Below are 16,917 nucleotides of genomic sequence, written 5' to 3'. Positions count from 1 at the left end.
ATTCCTCCCTGAAACGATTTTTTGTTTGTTACTTGCGGGTGCTGATCGGATTGGTGAGCGTGCCCACGATGCTCATCATGCCGGTGGCATAGGCCGTCTTGGGCTTGGTCTTTTTCTTTTGCGACCAGATGGTTTCGGGGCGGCTTTGCAGGGCCAGTAGGTTTTCCCCCGGCGGCAGGTCGGCATCGATGGCCCACTCGACATCTTGTGGGCATTTGTTCTGCTTTTCCAGCTGCTTGGCCAACATGGCGACGGCCATCACCTCGTCATCACTCAGGCTTGGCTGAGTGCGGCGGTCAGAACAGATGTCGCGTTCGACCGCTTCGCCCAAAGCGGCATCCCCGACCAGTTCGACGTGCTTGTCGGCAATTGTGCGATCAAGGATTTCTTCCAGCACCTTCTCAACGACAAAATTGTCCGGCGTGACCAGACCTGATACGACCAGTTCGCCCAGACCCCAGGATGAATCGATCACGATCCGGGTGCGGTCGCCTGTGCCCGGGTCCAGCGTCATCGCCACCCCGGCGGCCCTGGCGTTGACCATTTTCTGAACACCAACGCTCATCAATACATCGATATGCGGGATCTTGTTTTTCTCGCGGTACGCGACGGCACGGGTGGTGAACAGCGAGGCCCAGCAATCACGGACCTTTTCGACAACATCATCGCCACCCTGCACCCAAAGATAGGTATCCTGCTGCCCTGCGAATGACGCGTCTGGCAGATCTTCGGCGGTGGCCGAGGACCGCACGGCAACCGGCATGTCATCGCCCATTCCGGCATAGGCCGTGCGGATGGCCGCTTCGACTGTGGCGGGCAAATGATGCGACCGGATACGAATCTGGATGGCCTGTGCGGCGCGGTCGATCTGGTCAAGGTTGTCGGGATCAAGCCCGGTCATGTGCCGTTCGATTTCTGCACGCACACCGTGATGGTCGAGCATTGCCGCAAAGGCATCGGTGGTCACGGCAAAGCCCGGGGGGACAGCAACTCCGGCTTGAGTCATTTCGCCCAGAGAGGCGCATTTGCCGCCAACACGTGCAAAATCAGCCTGGCTGATCTGGTCGAAGGGCAAAGTGAAGTCGGTGCTCATGTGGTGGCCCCCAGCTTGACCTGAACCTTCAGCGGCACCCGGAACGAGATGTTGCGCAGGTATTCGATGTTGTCGCCGTCAGTCAGCGTCATGTTCGGAAAACGTGTGACCAGTTCACGCAGCATGATGCCGAATTCCATTTTTGCCAGTTGAAACCCGATGCAGAAATGGATGCCATAGCCGAATGTGAGGTGCGTGCGGGCGTTTTTACGATCAATATCAAGGCGTTCCCCATCCGCGAACACAGTCTTGTCGCGGTTGCCCGAGCCCATAATGACCAGAATGTTCGATCCTTCGGGGATATCCACGTCGCCGATCCTTGTGTCGACCTTGGCGCGGCGACGCCACGAAACGATTGAGGGCGCGAACCGCAGGATCTCTTCGGTGGCGCCGCGGATCTTGGTCGGGTCGGCGCACAGCGCATCCCAGGCGTCGCGGTTGTTCATCAGTTCGATCACGGCGTTGCCCATCAGGGTTGTCGTGGTTTCGTGCCCGGCGAACAGGACCGAATACATGACGCCGGCGATTTCTTCGTCGCTGATGTCGGCCCCTTCGGATTGGGCTTTCAGCAGGTCCGAGGGGAAATCATCACCGGGCGCGGCGCGACGCATGGCGACCAGGTTTCTGCAATAGGCCCAGTATTCGACCATCTTTTCTGCGTGCGGGATCTGGTCGTCGTCGTTCAGGTTGCCCCAGGTCAGCAAGGCGCGGCTAGCGGCCCAATCCTTGACCTGCGGCACGTCTTCGTCCGGGATGCCCATCAGGGTAAACAGCACGAGGGCGGGCACGGGAAACGCGACCTCGCGAAAGAAATCAAGCTCGCCCTTGTTGGCGATGGCGCTCAGGGCGTCGTCGACGATCTTTTCGATCTTAGGTTCGATGGCTTTGAAACGGCGCGGGCCGAAGGCGGTTTGCGCGATTTTGCGGATGCGGGTGTGTTCGGGGGGCATCCGGGCCGACAAGCCAGAGGTGAAACCGCCTTCGCTGATGATTTTCTTGGCAGCGGCGCCCAAGGGGCGGATCGGGGCCTGGGCGTTTTCGGACGAGAACGTGTGCCAGTCGTCATAGACAGATTTGATGTCGTCATAGCGGGTCACGATCCAGTAATCGGTGGGTTCGTGATAGAACACCGGACGTTCCTCGCGAAACATTTCCCACTGGGCGTGCGGTGCGTCCAGATTGAACGGGTCATACCCGTCGGGCCCGTGGACGGTGTCCAAAGCGTTCATCGTTACCTCCTCCAATGCCAAGGGTGTTGGCAGAGAATCACTCTACGCCGTAGCCTTTGGTTTTTCTTTGGCTCTTATTAAGTGTCTATGTTCACGGGAAAAAATTAAGACATCAGGCTTCGATACAGGCGGTGGATCGAAGCGTTCTCCTGCGGGTCACCAGATGTTTCGGTGAGTGAGATGAACTGGCGGTACTGCCGTGTGATGGCTTCGATCCGCCCCTGCGCATGGAAGATCCGCATGATTTCCGCGTTGGTGTCTTCGCTGGCCGGGTCCAGTGTCAGCGCCTGCTGCGCGTGCTCCAAAGCTTCGTCAAGCTGACCCTGGCTGCGCAGCACGAACGACATGTCGCGATACAGTTTCTGGGCCATTTCGCTCAGCCATCGGCGGCGTGGCAGGCACCAGTCTTCCAGTTCGGAATGGACGTATTCGACGGGGATATCTTCGAACAGGTCGCCGGTGTAAAGCTGTGCGCCTGCGCGATAAACTTTCAGCGCTTCGTCGTCCTGCCCCTGTTTGGCCAGAGACAATGCCCGGCGACAGGCCTGTTCAAAACTGGAAATATCGGTCCAGCTGCCAACCGGGGCGTTCAGCCGGTAGTACTCGCCTGACCGCAGCACGGTTTGCTTACCGCCCAGCGTCTTGCGGAGCATTGCCACCGCATGATGCAGGCGGGCTCGTTTGACGTTTTCGGATTTGCCTTCTGGCCACAAAAGCTCGCCTATCCGGTCGGCGTGTGCGCCCTTTTCGCCCGATTGCAGCAGATAGGCGAATAGGGTCCGGGTCTTGTTCGGCGCGCCGCCCGGCAAGTTCCAGTTCACCCGCTCGCGCCCGGATTTGTAGACACGCAACTGGCCGAAACAATAGATGTGCCAGGGGTCTTCGGCGGTGCGGGTGGCCTGTATGCGGCGTGGTTGGGCCAGCCATGCCGGTTGGGCACCACGGGCATATCCCCGGTCGGATTTCTCGAAGAATTCAAACCCTGCATAGTCCGGTACGGCGCGGCCCAGCAGAAAGGCCATCTGTTCATCGAGCGAGGCGCGGTTGGCCAGCTCTGGCGGCAACCAGAATGGGTTTTCATAGATACCTGACGGCGCAAGGAACTGTCTGTGTGCTGTGAGCGCGGCCTGCATCTGGTTTTCGATCAGAAGTTCGCGATTATACAGAGATACGAGCCCGGTGTCGTATGCGTCAGACAGTTGCGCTGTGATGTCTCCCCAACGTTCCAGCGCGCTGCCGCCATGGATCGCTTCGACCGCCCAGGACATATCGACAACCAGATTGACGGGATGTCCGGCGGTTTGAAGGAACAAACGCACCGCCTGAAGCACGCGCTGGGCGTCGAAGGGAAATACATCCAGTTCTGCCGCGCTAAGCGGGTGGCGCTCGGCAAAAGGCAGTGTGTCTAGCAACGTGGCCTCATCGGTAAAGAACACGGTTGGGCGGGCCGTCAGCAGTCCGGTCAGGGTATCGATCATGAATGTCGCGTCGGACATCTGCGCAAAAAGAGCGGCATTTGTCGCGGTGGTCTGAGGGGAAGGCGAACCGGATGACATTGAAATAAATGAGCTTTGTTTGTGGTTTTGGGTGTTCTGTCGAGATTGGAATGTCGCTTATCCTATCTGCGGCCAAAGAAAAAACAAAGAAATTGGCGGCCCGTCAGGTCAGGCGAGATTGGCACCAAGCCTAATGATCGGCCAGTTTTGCGAGAAGCCGCAACAGGTCTTGCTGTTCCTGCGCCGTCAACCTGGCTTTGCTGGGCGTGGTTCCGTCGAACACCAGCGTCTTGGCGGCGGACAACCGGGTTTCTCCTTCGTCTGTCAGCCCTAGTGCGAATGAGCGTCGATCTATCGGTTCCCGCCGCATCAGGCCGTTGCGGACCAACTGGTCGACCATATCGCCACAAGTGGATCGCGACAGATAGAGACTGTCCATCAGGCGCGACTGGATGATCCCGGGATTCAGCGCGACAAGGGCAAGAATAGAGAACTGCTGTGGCGAAAGCCCCAGATCTTTCATGCGTTTTTCGGCTTCCCCGGCATAGCGCGCATGGGCTTGTTTCAGCCGAAAGCCGATGAGATCGTTCAAGAAACCAAAGTCGACCTGTGCCATGGGTTCCTCATAAAAAATGGGCTCTGATTCAGTGCCACGCGACAGATTTGTTCGCAAGTCACCGTCCCGGTCAGGGCTGGCCTAATCTGGACACCGGGGCATTTACGAACCCCAAAGCGTGCCACCTGGTGGTATTTTTTCGGTTTGGTCTGGATTGCAGCCTTGGATGTGGCAATCTTGGCCGCAAGAGGAGACCAATAATGCCCAACGACCTGCGCCCGACCGGCGACCGGATGAACATCCTGTTCATCATGTATGATCAATTGCGCTATGATTACCTCAGTTGCGCCGGTCATCCGCATCTGCACACGCCGAATTTCGACCGGGTCGCGGCCAAGGGGGTGCGGTTTAGCAACACCTACGTCCAGTCGCCGATCTGCGGCGCGTCGCGGATGAGCTTTTATACCGGGCGCTATACCTCGTCGCATGGCGCGCAGTGGAACGGGTTTCCGTTGCGAGTGGGCGAGCACACGTTAGGGGACCATCTGCGCCGAGAAGGCATGAGCTGTTGGTTGCTGGGCAAGACCCATATGAAGGCCGATGCCGACGGGATGGCGCGTCTGGGGCTCAGCCCGGACAGCGTGATCGGTGCACGACAAGCCGAATGCGGATTTGATTCCTGGATCCGCGATGATGGGTTGTGGGGGTATGGACCGGACGGGTTCTATGACGAAAAACGCTCACCCTATAATGAATATCTGAAGTCCCAGGGGTACCCATCAGAGAACCCCTGGGCCGATTTCGCAAATGCCGGGATCGATGCGGATGGTGATATGGCCTCGGGGTGGATGTTTGAGAATGCCGATAAACCGGCAAACATCCGCGAGGAAGACAGCGAAACACCGTGGCTGACGCAAAAAACCATCGAATTCATCGAACAGGCGGACGATCCCTGGTGCGCGCATGTCAGTTTCATCAAGCCGCATTGGCCCTATATCGTGCCCGCGCCATATCACGATATGTATGGCCCCAATCATGTGCCGCAGCCCGTACGACATGCGGTTGAGCGCGAAGATCCGCAGCCGGTCTTCGGGGCTTATATGGAAAACAAGATCGCGCAGGCGTTCCAGCAGGAAGAGGTGCGCCAAAAGGTGATTCCGGCCTATATGGGGCTGATCAAGCAATGCGATGACCAGCTAGGTGTTTTGCTGGACTATCTTGAGTCCTCGGGGCGCATGGACAACACCATGATCGTCCTGACCTCGGATCACGGCGATTATCTGGGGGATCACTGGCTGGGTGAAAAGGACTTGTTTCACGAGCCCAGCGTTAAGATCCCCTTGATCATCTATGATCCCCGATCCGAGGCTGACACGACCCGGGGCACGACTTGTGACGCCTTGGTGGAATCGATCGATCTGGCTTCGACCTTTGTCGAGGCCGCAGGCGGCAAGGTGCCGGATCACATCCTCGAAGGCCGGTCCCTGATGCCCTGGCTGCGCGGTGAAACGCCCGATTGGCGGGACTATGTGATCAGCGAATACGACTATTCCGCGACGCCGCAGGCGGTGAAGTTGGGGATCGAGCCGCGTGATGCGCGGCTGTTCATGGTGTTCGACGGGCGGTTCAAATTGATGCATGCCGAAGGCGGGCTGCGCCCGATGTTGTTCGATCTGCAGGAAGACCCCAACGAATTCCACGATCTGGCCAAAGGCGATACTCATCAGGCAGAGATTGACCGGCTGTATGACTGCCTTGCGCAATGGGGCCGCCGATTGTCGCAGCGTGTCACGAAGTCCGAAGACGATATTCGGGCGATGCGGGGCCGGTCAGTGCGGCGAGGCATCCTGCCGTTCCTTGTCGATGGGTCCGAAGTTCCGGATGAATTGACCGAAAAATACCGTGGCCCTGCGCCCAAGACGTTTTTGGAGTCCTGATGCCCAACGCTGCCCTTGTCGATCAAAACACCCAGTTCCCAAAATCCGTGATCAAGCTTGCACCGGGGATCTGGAGCGCGGTCGGGTTTGCCGCGTCGAACGTGCATATGATCGAAGGGCGCGACAGCGCCACGATCATCGATACGACCGAAAGCACCCAGGCCGCCGAAAACATCCGGGCCGAATTTCGCAAGCTGACGGACAAACCGGTCGGACGGATCATCTATACCCACAGCCACCGCGATCATATCTCGGGCGCGACGGTGTTTGCGCCTGACGGTGGCGTGCCTGTTCTTGCCAGTGACAGGTTCAGTTCCGACCTTGTGGCGGTGGATCAAGGGGCGATTGCGCCGAACAAGGCTTTAGGGCGTCGCACGCAGGCGCAGTTCGCCATCGGGTTAAGCCCAGAGGACCGGATCAATCTGGGCTGCGGCCCGGGTGACCGCCCGATGCAGGGTTTGGGGGCCGGGCACATCCCGCCGAACAGGCTGATCGCATCCGATTGCGATATCGATCTGGATGGGGTGGCCGCACGACTGATCATGGCGCCTGGTGAAACCGAGGACCACATGCTGGTCTGGTTACCGGATCAGAAGGTGCTGTTTGGCGGCGACAACTGGTATCATGCGTTTCCGAACCTCTATGCCATTCGCGGTACGCCGTATCGTGATTTCGCAGCCTGGGCGGCAAGCCTTGGGCAGATGGCCGATATGGAGGCCGAGGTTCTGGCGCCGGGCCACACGTTGCCAGTGCAGGGGGCGGCCATGGTACGTGAGGTGCTGACGACAACCCGCGCGGCAATTTTGCACGTCATGACATTCACTGCCGATGCGATGGATCGGGGCCTGTCGATGGATGATATCGCTGCCACGATTTCTTTGCCCGAGGCGTTGGCCGATAAACCATGGCTGGGCGAATTTTATGGCAAGCTTAGCTGGTCAGCGCGTGCATTCGCGACCGGCACGCTTGGGTGGTACGACGGCAATCCCACCAATCTGGGTAGGTTGGGGGCCGTGGCGCGGGCCGAACATATGGCCAAGCTGGCTGGCGGTCAGGCGGCGTTGATGCGCGCGGCTGAGACAGCCGTGGATCTGCAATGGCGGCTGGAACTGTGTGATCATCTGATTGCGCTGGGCGAACCCGCCCAAGCCTTGAAGGCGGATACGATGATTGCGCTGGCGGATGTCGAAATCAATGCCACCGCGCGCAACACCTATCTGTGGGAGGCGCGTCGGCTCCAATCAGAAACAGGGGCGCGGGATGCGTGATCTTGCGGGGGCGGGGCCACAAAGCCGCTGTGCTGACTGACTGAGACTGAAGTGGGGGCGTTTTGCCCTTTGCCTGATTATCGAAACACCGTTGCGAACCGGAGAAAGTCCATGCGAGCAGCCATCACCGGCGCGGCCACCGGCATCGGGGCCATGACCGTTCAGAAACTGAAACAGCTCGGATACGAGGTCATCGCTTTTGACATCGCCGAGCCTGCAGGCGTTGATCAATGGATCAAGGTTGATATGTCTGATCCGGCGTCGATTGACGCAGCTGTCGCTCAGGTCTCTGGGCCGTTTGACTGCCTGATCAACAATGCCGGTCTGCCGCCCCGCGACGGGCTGGCGCACAAAGTACTGGCGGTCAACTTTCTTGGCCTTGTGCGTTTCACCAATGCGATGATCCCTATGATGGTCAAGGGCGGGGCGATCGTGAATACGGCGTCGCGCGCGGGCGTGGCGTGGCGCGAGAATATCAATCAGGTCAAAGCGCTGTTTGACGTCGAAACACCCGACGATCTGGACGCGTTCCTTACTGCGCAAGAGATCAACGATATCCGCGCTTATAACCTGTCGAAAGAAGCGGTTATCGCGTGGGGGATAGCCCAGACGCAGCGCCTGATCCCGCTGGAATTGCGGATGAATTCGGTCAGCCCGGCGGCGGTCAGTACCGGGATTCTGGATGATTTCGCTGCCGCGTTTGGCGACCGAATGGCCAGGAATGTCGCACGGGTCGGACGCCCCGGGTTGCCCGATGAAGTGGCCGATCTGATCGTGTTTCTGGCCTCGAAAGACAGCCATTGGATTCGTGGAAACGACCTGACGATTGACGGTGGCATGTCAGCCTTGGCCATGGCGGATCAGCTGGGATTGTAAGCGGCCTTTGCGCCTGAGCCCGCCTGTTTGTCATGCCGGTCGATATCGGCCTGGATCTGCGCCACTGTCTCGGTCAGGTCATCCAGGTACTTGTCGGCAAACTCCTCTGCCGACATGAACACCTTGGGCCAGAGCAGCGGCACGGCGCCCCAGATCTCATTATTGCGATAGAGCGGCAAAGCGATGGCAGACAGTTTGTCATGGACCACAGTCTTGGTGAAACGCTGGCCATATCCAAGGCGGCGCACCTGATCCAGATACAATTGCACATCGTCCCACGAGATGCCGAAAAAGCTGGCCTGATAGATCGGGTCAATCGTGTGGTCGTCAAACAGGGCGCGTACCTTTACGTCGTCCATTTCTCCAAGGCAGACCAGACCAGTGGCGGAATAGAAAAGGCCGACTTTGTGGTCGATCTGGGTTTGATACAGGCTGAACGGGCTGGCCGAGCGGGTCGATTCCACAATGCGCATCCAGTTGCTTTCCATCACGTGAATGTCGGATGGCCAGCCGATCCGGTTGGTCAACGCCAGCACATGTGGCAGCGCGATATCGGCAACCACTGCGACCCCGGGTGTCACCGGTTCGATAGAGATATCCGGCAGGTTGACGGTAACACGATAGAGTTTGTCCGCCAGCGAGCGCCGCACAAAGCGGCGTTTTTCCATCGTCGCCAGCAAGCGGCGCAGGGTGGATTTGGGCAGGCCGGTGGCCCGGTGGATGTCGGTCAGCGACATGGCGCTGTGCCGGGCCAGCGTTTCCAGCACCACAAGCCCGCGTTCCAGCGATCGGTTTTCTTTCAGCATGTCGGGATTGTGCCACCAGGTGGTCCATAGTCAAGCGCCCTGTGGTGAAGTTTGAGCTGAACCTGACAGTGGCAGATGCCGACGGTCGCGCCTGACCGTTGCATCGATTGGTCATCGGACGAGGGTGATGGTGAAAAAAATGTGCTCGCTATCGTAAAAAGATTGGTCACAGCGCGCGTCTCGGGCAATCCTGTTGGCAGGCCCGGGATCTGGACAGGGCTGGTTGCACATAGGTTACGAGGTTTGTCATGACTGGGATGCCGACGCGGGAACAGTTCGCCGCAATCGCCAGGGGGTATGATGACAACCCCTCGCGCTCACTGTCGTTACGGGCCGAGGCTTATACAAATCCGGCGTGGCACGATGTCGATCTGCAGCACATCATCGCCAGAACGTGGCAATGGGTATGCCATGTCGAAAAGCTGCGGGAGGCCGGATCATACGTGACCGTCGAAATTGCCGGGCAGCCCATTGTCATTGTGCGGGATCGCCAGGGTGTTCTGCGGGCGTTTTACAACGTCTGCAAGCATCGCGCCCACCAGTTGCTAAGTGGTGAGGGCAATACATCGCGGATCATGTGCCCGTATCACGCATGGGTTTATCAACTGGACGGGCAACTGGTGCGGGCGCCGCATACAGAAAATTTGGAAGGGTTCGAGCCGAATGACATCTGTCTTGACGCAGTGCAGGTCGAAGAGTTTTGCGGGTTTGTCTATGTGAACCTTGACCCGAATGCGGCCGCGCTGGTCGAAGTGTCGGGTGATCTGAACACCGAGATCGAGCATTGGGCCCCGGATATCGCGGACCTGACGTTTGCGCATCGTCTGACCTATGACATCAAGTCGAACTGGAAGAATGTCGTCGATAACTTCCTTGAGTGCTATCACTGCCCGACAGCGCATAAGGATTTCTGCACGCTGGTCGATATGGACACCTATAAGGTGACCACGCACGGGGTATACTCCAGCCACATGGCGGATGCTGGCAAAGGATCGAACAGCGCCTATGACGTGTCCAACGCGACCGTGAAAACCCACGCGGTTTGGTGGTTGTGGCCGACCACCTGCATTATGCGTTACCCGGGGCGGTCGTCGATCATCATCCTGAATGTCATTCCCGTCGGGCCGGACCGGACGCTGGAAACCTATGATTTCTTCCTTGAGGACACGACCCCGGACGAAGCGGAGCGTGAGTCGATCCGGTATCTGGACGAGGTTCTGCAGACCGAAGACATCGCCATTGTCGAAAGCGTACAGAAGGGCATGAGCACACCGGCCTTTGACTGTGGGCGTATCGTGAATGATCCGGGCGGCTCGGGCATGTCGGAACATGCGGTGCATCATTTTCACGGGCTGGTGCTGGATGCTTATGCCCGGGTTGGACGGTAATTGGGGGCCAGCCCCCAAACCCCCGGAGTATTTTCCAAGAGAAGAAACTGGGTCTGCGACAAGCGAGGTCGCGCAGCAATGAAGTCCGCAAGGCGGCCTTACAGTTTGGTCATCATGGGTGGGTCCGGCATAGGGCAGAGTGTGGTGGGCAACGCCGGGTCCCTGGTCGATCTGTTGCCACCTTTTGTTGATATTGCCGGTGGGGACGCGCGTGATGCATGCTGCGATGGATGGGGTCGGGAAAGCCGGGATCATAATCCGCCCGCCGATGCCGCGCATGTGTTTCGGTTTCCGGCTGTGACGAAGGAGTACGGCAATGATGCTTGAGAACAAGGTGGCGCTGGTCACTGGTGGGCGCGGCGGCATTGGTCGCGCGATAGTGGCCCGTTTCTTGCGCGAAGGCGCGACCGTGTATTCCGCCGATTTGTCCCAGGCCGGGTCTTTGGCGCGCCATGAGGAGGACGGCAGCCGGTTCGTGCGCATGGATGTCAGTGACGAGGCCGAGGTTGTCGCGGCGATGGATCGGGTTCGGGACGAGTGTGGCAAGCTGAACATCCTGGTAAACGCCGCTGGGATCGAGATTGAGAAAACCATCGAAGACACGACGCTGGAGGAGTGGAACAAGTCTTTTGCCGTCAACACCACGGGAACTTTCCTGACATCGAAATATGCCCTGCCGTTGTTGCGCAAGGCCGCAGGCTTGGGCACGTCGGCCAGCCTGATCAATTTCGGAAGCTACGACGGGTTTATCGCGGACCCCGGTCTGGCGGCCTATTGTGCAACCAAGGGTGCGGTGCATGCGTTGACGCGCGCGATGGCCTGCGATCATGGCCCCGAAGGCATCCGGGTGAACGCGATCTGCCCGGGGTATATTGATACACCGATGCTCCAGAGCTTCTTTGCGGGCGACGGATCGGGCGGCGGCGGCAAGAGCATTGATGACTTGCAGCAGGCTGTGCGCGACGTGCATCCGATGCGCACCTATGGCACGCCCGAGGATATCGCGAACCTTGTGAATTGGCTGGCCTCGGACGAGGCGCGCTATGCCAGCGGACAATTATGGGTTCTCGACGGCGGGCTTTCGGCGCAAGTTCAGCAGATGAAATTGTAAGGAAGCCGTCATGACCAACCAGAAATCTGTTATCATCACCTGTGCGCCAACGGGCGGCATCCATACCCCGACAATGTCAGAACACCTACCGATCACGCCCAACGAAATCGCGCAGGCCAGTATCGAGGCCGCCGAGGCCGGGGCGGCAATCATTCATTTGCACGCGCGCGACCCGGAAACCGGCAAGCCGGATCCATCGCCGGATCTGTTCATGGAGTTCATGCCAAGGATCAAGCAGGCGACCGACGCGGTCATGAATGTATCGACCGGCGGCGGACTGGGCATGACGCGCGAAGAACGCTTGCGGGCAGCGGTGCGGACCAGCCCGGAAATGGCCAGCATGAACATGGGGTCGATGAATTTTGGCACCTTCCCGATGAGGGACAAATACGACACCTGGAAGTTCGACTGGGAGCCGGAGTTTCTGGAAATGACCCGCGATTTCATCTTCCGCAACACGTTCTCGGACATCGAATATTGCATAAAGGAGTTGGGCCACGGCCACGGCACCCGGTTTGAATTTGAGTGCTATGACTTGGGGCACCTCTATAATCTGGCTTGGGTTCTTGATCAGGGGTGGATCGAGGGCCCGATCTTTGTTCAACTGGTATTTGGTATTCTGGGGGGCGCGGGGGCTGACCTGGACAACCTGATGCACATGCACAAGGTTGCCGACCGCCTGTTCGGCGACGGCTATGAATGGTCTGTGCTGGCTGCGGGGCGTCATCAGATGCCGTTTACCACGCAAAGTGCGTTGTTGGGCGGTAACGTGCGGGTCGGGCTGGAAGACAGCCTGTACATTGGACCGGGCAAAAAGGCCGTATCGAGCGCTGAGCAGGTGACCAAGATCCGCACGATTGTCGAAAGCCTTGGGCTTGAAATCGCGACCCCGGCCGAGGCGCGCACGCGGCTTGGACTGAAGGGTGGCGATCAGGTTGCGTTTTAGGAAGAGAACAGGATGACCAAGGAATTTGGAATACAAGTTAGTGTATCAGATGCCCGGAACATTCGAAGGGCAAACTGATGCGGCTGGCTGGAAAACGCGCATTCGTCACGGGTGGCAGTCAGGGCATTGGTCGCGCGATCGTCGATGCTTTTGCGCGCGAAGGGGCTGCGGTGACAGGCTGCGGGCGCGGAGAACGGCCCAAAGATCTGGCGGAGCATGTCACCTGGCACAGGTTGGATGTCAGCGATGCAAAAGCCGTCGAGGCGGTGGCACACATCGCCGGCGGGACCGACATTCTGGTCAACAACGCAGGCGTGCAGGTTGAAAAGAGCGTTGTGGAGTCGACCGATGACGATTGGGATCTGGTGATGAATGTGAACTGCAAAGGCGTGTTCAACATCTGCCGTGCCTTTATTCCGGCCATGCCGCAGGGTGCCTCAATCATCAACATTGGGTCGATTTCGGGGCAGGCGGCGGACCCCTCGATGGCGCTGTATAATGCGTCCAAGGCCTTTGTGCATGGGTTGACCCGGTCAATTGCGGTCGATCACGGACCCAAAGTGCGATGCAACGCCATTTGCCCGGGCTGGATCGATACCAATATGCTTGAAGCGGCGTTCGACCTGGCCGGCGATCCCAAAGCGGCACGCGCGGACGCGATTGCCCGACACCCGGTGCGCCGGTTCGGAAAGCCCCGGGACATCGCAGCCATGGCGGTTTGGCTGGCATCTGACGAGGCCGGTTTTGCGACTGGACAGTTGTTTACGGTCGATGGTGGCATGACGGCTGCGTCCCCGCTGAATCCGGGGTTGTTCTGATGGAATGTGCACACACAGCCTGCCTTGGCGGCGGGGTGATCGGGGCCAGTTGGACAGCCTTGTTTCTGGCCTCGGGGCGGTCAGTCGCGGTGTTCGATCCGTCCCCCGGTGTCGAACGGTCAGTGCGTGACTATGTCGAAATGGCCTGGCCGACGCTGACCGAGTTGGGGTTGACGCAGAATGGCACGCCCGATGCTGTAAGTTTTCACACCAGTGCAGCAGAGGCCGTTGCCGGGGCCGGTTTTGTGCAGGAAAACGTGCCGGAACGCCTTGCCATCAAGCACGCCACTTTTGCTGAAATAGAACCGGTTCTGGAGTCCGGGGCGATTGTGGCAAGCTCGGCCTCGGGGCTGACGCTGGGCCAGATGCAGGGCGGCTGGCAAGACCCGGCGCAGTTCGTGCTGGGCCACCCGTTCAACCCGCCACATCTGATCCCACTGGTTGAGGTGATGGGCAACGACAGGACCGCCGATGGCGTCGTAGAAGGTGCAGAGCGGTTCTATGACACGGTCGGCAAGGTTACGATCCGGGTCAACAAGGAAGTCGCCGGACATGTCGCGAACCGCTTGCAGGCGGCACTTTGGCGCGAGGCGATCAGCCTTGTCGTGGACGGTGTGGCCAGTGTTGAAGACGTGGACAAGGCGGTCTGGGCCGGTCCCGGTCTGCGCTGGGCGGCGATGGGGCCGACGATGCTGTTCAATCTGGGCGCAGGCGATGGCGGGCTGGAAGCCTTTTGTGACCATTTCACCGACACGTTCAATGGCTGGTGGGATGATCTGGGGCAGGTGTATTTGAACGATGATATCACCCGAACCTTAATCGAAGGCGTCGGCGAGGAAGCCCGGGGTCAAACACCGGCGGAACTGTCAGCAAAGCGGGATGCCCTGATCACCGCCATGCAAAAGGCCACCGCCGGGCTGCGGTGATCAGCTGCGCTTGCGCTGGGCATCCCGGATTAGGGCGGTCAGTCGATAGAACCCGTGCGCCATCTTGGTGAACGGTGTCAGCAGGAAGAACGCCAGCACTGCTCCCAGATGCAAAGCCAGCATCAGCGGCATCAGGGCGGTGCTGCCCAGCAGGTACAACACCAGACCGCTAAGGCCGACGAAACCCAGCAACAGGATAAACCCGATCTCTCCACCCCAGGCGTGGACGTCGCCAAGATCGGGGTCGGATTTCAATTTCAGCGCGACCATTCCGGCGCAGCCCACCGTCAGCAACAGACCGCCGGAAATACCCAGCAGCTTGGGCAGCGACCAAAGCGGGTAAGGGGCTGGCATATCGAAGCCATAGTGCATCACGGTGCCAGCACTGGTCGCGGCAAAGCACAGCAGAAACCCATACATGATGGCCTGATGCACATGGCGGCGGCCGTGGGTGAACCGGTCTTCATCCTCGAAATTGCAGCCTTCTCCATGCCCGGCAGCAAGGTCTTTCATCTTGGCAGCCATGCTGAGCGCGGCCATGATATCGCCAAGGCGCACAGTCTGGCCATCGACGGTCGCCCAATAACGGCGCAGGCCGACCACAAGGCTGATCAGCGGCAGCAGGAACGCAGGCAAAAATATCGCGACCATTGCGTTGTGCGAAAGGGCAGCATAGAACCCGTCGCCCCCCGCAGACCCAATGGAGCGGATCGCCCACAGCAGCAAGGCAAAGCCGATAACCAGCGCCAGTGCAATAGCGCCGCCATGGGTGTGGAACCGGCGGGCCAGCGGTTGCGGCCATGCAAAGCTTTCCCAACTGTCGCGGCGCACCTCGGCCAACGCCTTGGGCAGGTTCAGATCGAACTCATGCGGGGCGGTATATTGGCAGGCATAGTAACAGCCCCGGCAGTTGTGACACAGGTTGGCCAGTTGGGTCAGGTCCCCATCCGAAAAGGCCCGGCCTGCGTGCATCGACGGAAACACCGAACAATAGCCTTCGCAATACCGGCAAGCGTTGCAGATTTCGGCCTGACGGCGGGCTTCCTGAAGCAGATCAATTTGCATAAGCGGCGGCCTCCCGGCCTGCGATGCGTCCGAAGACGGTGCCGATGGTCATCCCGAACCCGGCAAGATACCCCTGACCAAGGATCGATCCGGCCATGGTTTCGCCCGCAGCCCAGAGGTTCTTGATGGGTCCTGAGGGTGTGGAACACTGGGCGTTTTCGTCAACCTTCAGCCCGAGATAGGTAAAGGTCACGCCGGTGCGCAGCGAATAGCCATAAAATGGCGGTTCGGTGATTGGGCGGGCCCAGTTGGTTTTGGCCGGGGTAAGGCCGGTTGTGGTGACCCCGTCCAGTTCGGTGGGGTGGAACTTTGAGGTGTCGCCGCAAGCCGCATTGAACGTATCGACCGTGGTGCGCAGCTTGTCTGCAGGCAGGCCCATTTCCGCGGCCAACCCCTCCAAAGTGTCAGACTTCAGGGGCGGAAAGACTGAGGGCATGAACAAGTCCAGTGATTTGGCGTCGATAATGACATATCCGACCTGATCAGGTTGCCCGGCGACCAGTCGGCCCCAGATCGCATAGCGTTTGGGCCAGACATCTTCGCCTTCGTCATAGAACCGTTCGGCATTTTTGTTGACGACGATCGAAAACGGCACGCAATCCAACCGCGTGACGATGCCGCCGTCGAACTTCGGTGCGCGCCCGTCGATGGCCACTGCGTGGCATTGGGTTGGATCTCCGACGCTGTCGACGTCCTGATCCAGCAGATCAGCCAATACGACGCCGCGATTATAGGGCGTGCCGCGGATCAGGAAGTTTTGCGCCGCTGGCCCCCAGGCGCGGGTCAGCCAATCGGTATCGGCCTGAAACCCGCCCGAGGCGACGATGACTGACTTTGCCGTGACCCGATGGTCGGCCCTGTCATGGGTGTAATCGATCCAATCGATGTGGTTGTCGTTCAGTTCAAGATGCGTGACATGCGCCTCATACAAAACATCGACGCCCAGCTTTTGAGCCGTCCGATAATAGGCGTTCACAAGGGATTTTCCGCCCCCCATGAAGAATGCATTGGTGCGGGCCAGCGACAGGGTGCCGGACAGGGATGGCTGGAAATGTACACCGTGGTCCTGCATCCAGGGCAGGCACTCTTCCGAACTGCGGATGGCAAGGCGGGCCAGATGTTCATCGGTTTTGCCGCCGGTGACTTTCATAAGGTCGGCCAGGTATTCGTCTTCGCTGTAATCCTCGACCAGCGGGCCCAGAGGCCCGGAATGCATGCAGCGAAAGTTGCGGGTATGGCGGGAATTTCCACCCCGATAGGGTTTCGGAGCGGTTTCCAGAATGAGCACGCTGGCACCCGTTTCCGCCGCTGTCATGGCCGCACACAGGGCCGCGTTGCCGCCGCCGATGATGGCCACATCATACGAGGTGGCCAAGGATGTCGCATCGTTCATGGCGCGTCC

Annotated in this window: 15 protein-coding genes; 8 read left to right on the top strand and 7 right to left on the bottom strand. The window is 59.3% G+C overall.

Translation table 11 applies throughout. The features are described 5' to 3' along the window. Positions 1-28 precede the first annotated feature (28 nt). From FOY56_RS03195 to FOY56_RS03180, 4 genes are all read right to left on the bottom strand, one after another. Positions 29-1,093, bottom strand: a complete 1,065-nt coding sequence (locus FOY56_RS03195; protein ID WP_146344340.1) for a PEP/pyruvate-binding domain-containing protein — start codon at positions 1,091-1,093, stop codon at positions 29-31. Then, positions 1,090-2,322, bottom strand: coding sequence for a cytochrome P450 (locus FOY56_RS03190; protein ID WP_146344339.1), 1,233 nt, complete (start codon positions 2,320-2,322; stop codon positions 1,090-1,092). Before FOY56_RS03190 ends, FOY56_RS03195 begins: the two co-directional genes overlap by 4 nt. Before the next feature lie 104 nt (positions 2,323-2,426). Further along, a complete protein-coding gene (locus FOY56_RS03185) occupies positions 2,427-3,800 on the bottom strand; it encodes an AfsR/SARP family transcriptional regulator (RefSeq protein ID WP_186766225.1) in 1,374 nt (457 codons plus the stop codon). A gap of 208 nt (positions 3,801-4,008) precedes the next feature. Beyond that, the gene (locus FOY56_RS03180; protein WP_146344337.1) at positions 4,009-4,434 is read right to left on the bottom strand and encodes a MarR family winged helix-turn-helix transcriptional regulator; all 426 of its coding nucleotides are present in this window, start codon (positions 4,432-4,434) and stop codon (positions 4,009-4,011) included. Positions 4,435-4,667: 233 nt separating this feature from the next. Here FOY56_RS03180 and FOY56_RS03175 point away from each other — a divergent pair, with 233 nt between their 5' ends. The 3 genes from FOY56_RS03175 (at position 4,668) to FOY56_RS03165 (ending at position 8,455) form a co-directional block, all read left to right on the top strand. Then, positions 4,668-6,311 (top strand): sulfatase-like hydrolase/transferase, encoded by a 1,644-nt coding sequence (locus tag FOY56_RS03175; protein WP_146344581.1) that lies wholly within the window; start codon positions 4,668-4,670, stop codon positions 6,309-6,311. Next, positions 6,311-7,579 carry an alkyl/aryl-sulfatase gene (locus tag FOY56_RS03170; protein ID WP_146344336.1) on the top strand — a complete coding sequence of 423 codons (1,269 nt, stop codon included), beginning with the start codon at positions 6,311-6,313 and terminating at the stop codon, positions 7,577-7,579. The genes FOY56_RS03175 and FOY56_RS03170 overlap by 1 nt, the downstream gene beginning before the upstream one ends. A 111-nt stretch (positions 7,580-7,690) precedes the next feature. Further along, positions 7,691-8,455, top strand: a complete 765-nt coding sequence (locus FOY56_RS03165) for an SDR family oxidoreductase (protein ID WP_146344335.1) — start codon at positions 7,691-7,693, stop codon at positions 8,453-8,455. Here the strand turns inward: FOY56_RS03165 and FOY56_RS03160 are convergent. Beyond that, on the bottom strand, positions 8,440-9,261 hold the full coding sequence (locus FOY56_RS03160) for a helix-turn-helix domain-containing protein (RefSeq protein ID WP_146344334.1): 822 nt from the start codon (positions 9,259-9,261) through the stop codon (positions 8,440-8,442). The genes FOY56_RS03165 and FOY56_RS03160 overlap by 16 nt on opposite strands. A gap of 248 nt (positions 9,262-9,509) precedes the next feature. Here FOY56_RS03160 and FOY56_RS03155 point away from each other — a divergent pair, with 248 nt between their 5' ends. The 5 genes from FOY56_RS03155 (at position 9,510) to FOY56_RS03135 (ending at position 14,450) form a co-directional block, all read left to right on the top strand. Further along, complete coding sequence (locus FOY56_RS03155; RefSeq protein WP_146344333.1) at positions 9,510-10,649, top strand: aromatic ring-hydroxylating oxygenase subunit alpha; 1,140 nt, start codon at positions 9,510-9,512, stop codon at positions 10,647-10,649. Between the two features lie 316 nt (positions 10,650-10,965). Continuing rightward, on the top strand, positions 10,966-11,760 hold the full coding sequence (locus FOY56_RS03150) for an SDR family NAD(P)-dependent oxidoreductase (RefSeq protein ID WP_146344332.1): 795 nt from the start codon (positions 10,966-10,968) through the stop codon (positions 11,758-11,760). Positions 11,761-11,770: 10 nt separating this feature from the next. Continuing rightward, the gene (kce, locus tag FOY56_RS03145) at positions 11,771-12,706 is read left to right on the top strand and encodes a 3,5-dioxohexanoate:acetyl-CoA acetone transferase (RefSeq protein ID WP_146344331.1); all 936 of its coding nucleotides are present in this window, start codon (positions 11,771-11,773) and stop codon (positions 12,704-12,706) included. A gap of 77 nt (positions 12,707-12,783) precedes the next feature. Further along, positions 12,784-13,524, top strand: coding sequence for an SDR family NAD(P)-dependent oxidoreductase (locus tag FOY56_RS03140; protein WP_146344330.1), 741 nt, complete (start codon positions 12,784-12,786; stop codon positions 13,522-13,524). Continuing rightward, positions 13,524-14,450, top strand: a complete 927-nt coding sequence (locus FOY56_RS03135) for a 3-hydroxyacyl-CoA dehydrogenase NAD-binding domain-containing protein (RefSeq protein ID WP_146344329.1) — start codon at positions 13,524-13,526, stop codon at positions 14,448-14,450. The genes FOY56_RS03140 and FOY56_RS03135 overlap by 1 nt, the downstream gene beginning before the upstream one ends. On the opposite strand, the gene tcuB is transcribed toward FOY56_RS03135, so the two are convergent. Together tcuB and tcuA are read right to left on the bottom strand one after the other, a co-directional pair. Continuing rightward, positions 14,451-15,515, bottom strand: a complete 1,065-nt coding sequence (gene tcuB / locus FOY56_RS03130) for a tricarballylate utilization 4Fe-4S protein TcuB (protein WP_146344328.1) — start codon at positions 15,513-15,515, stop codon at positions 14,451-14,453. Beyond that, on the bottom strand, positions 15,505-16,908 hold the full coding sequence (gene tcuA / locus FOY56_RS03125; protein WP_186766224.1) for an FAD-dependent tricarballylate dehydrogenase TcuA: 1,404 nt from the start codon (positions 16,906-16,908) through the stop codon (positions 15,505-15,507). The genes tcuB and tcuA overlap by 11 nt, the downstream gene beginning before the upstream one ends. Positions 16,909-16,917: the final 9 nt, after the last annotated feature.

The organism is Falsiphaeobacter marinintestinus (assembly GCF_007923355.1).
In the GTDB taxonomy this organism is placed as follows: domain Bacteria; phylum Pseudomonadota; class Alphaproteobacteria; order Rhodobacterales; family Rhodobacteraceae; genus Phaeobacter_A; species Phaeobacter_A marinintestinus.
The sequence above is the reverse complement of the archived record's forward strand: the minus strand, read 5'-3'. Positions and strand labels throughout refer to the sequence as shown.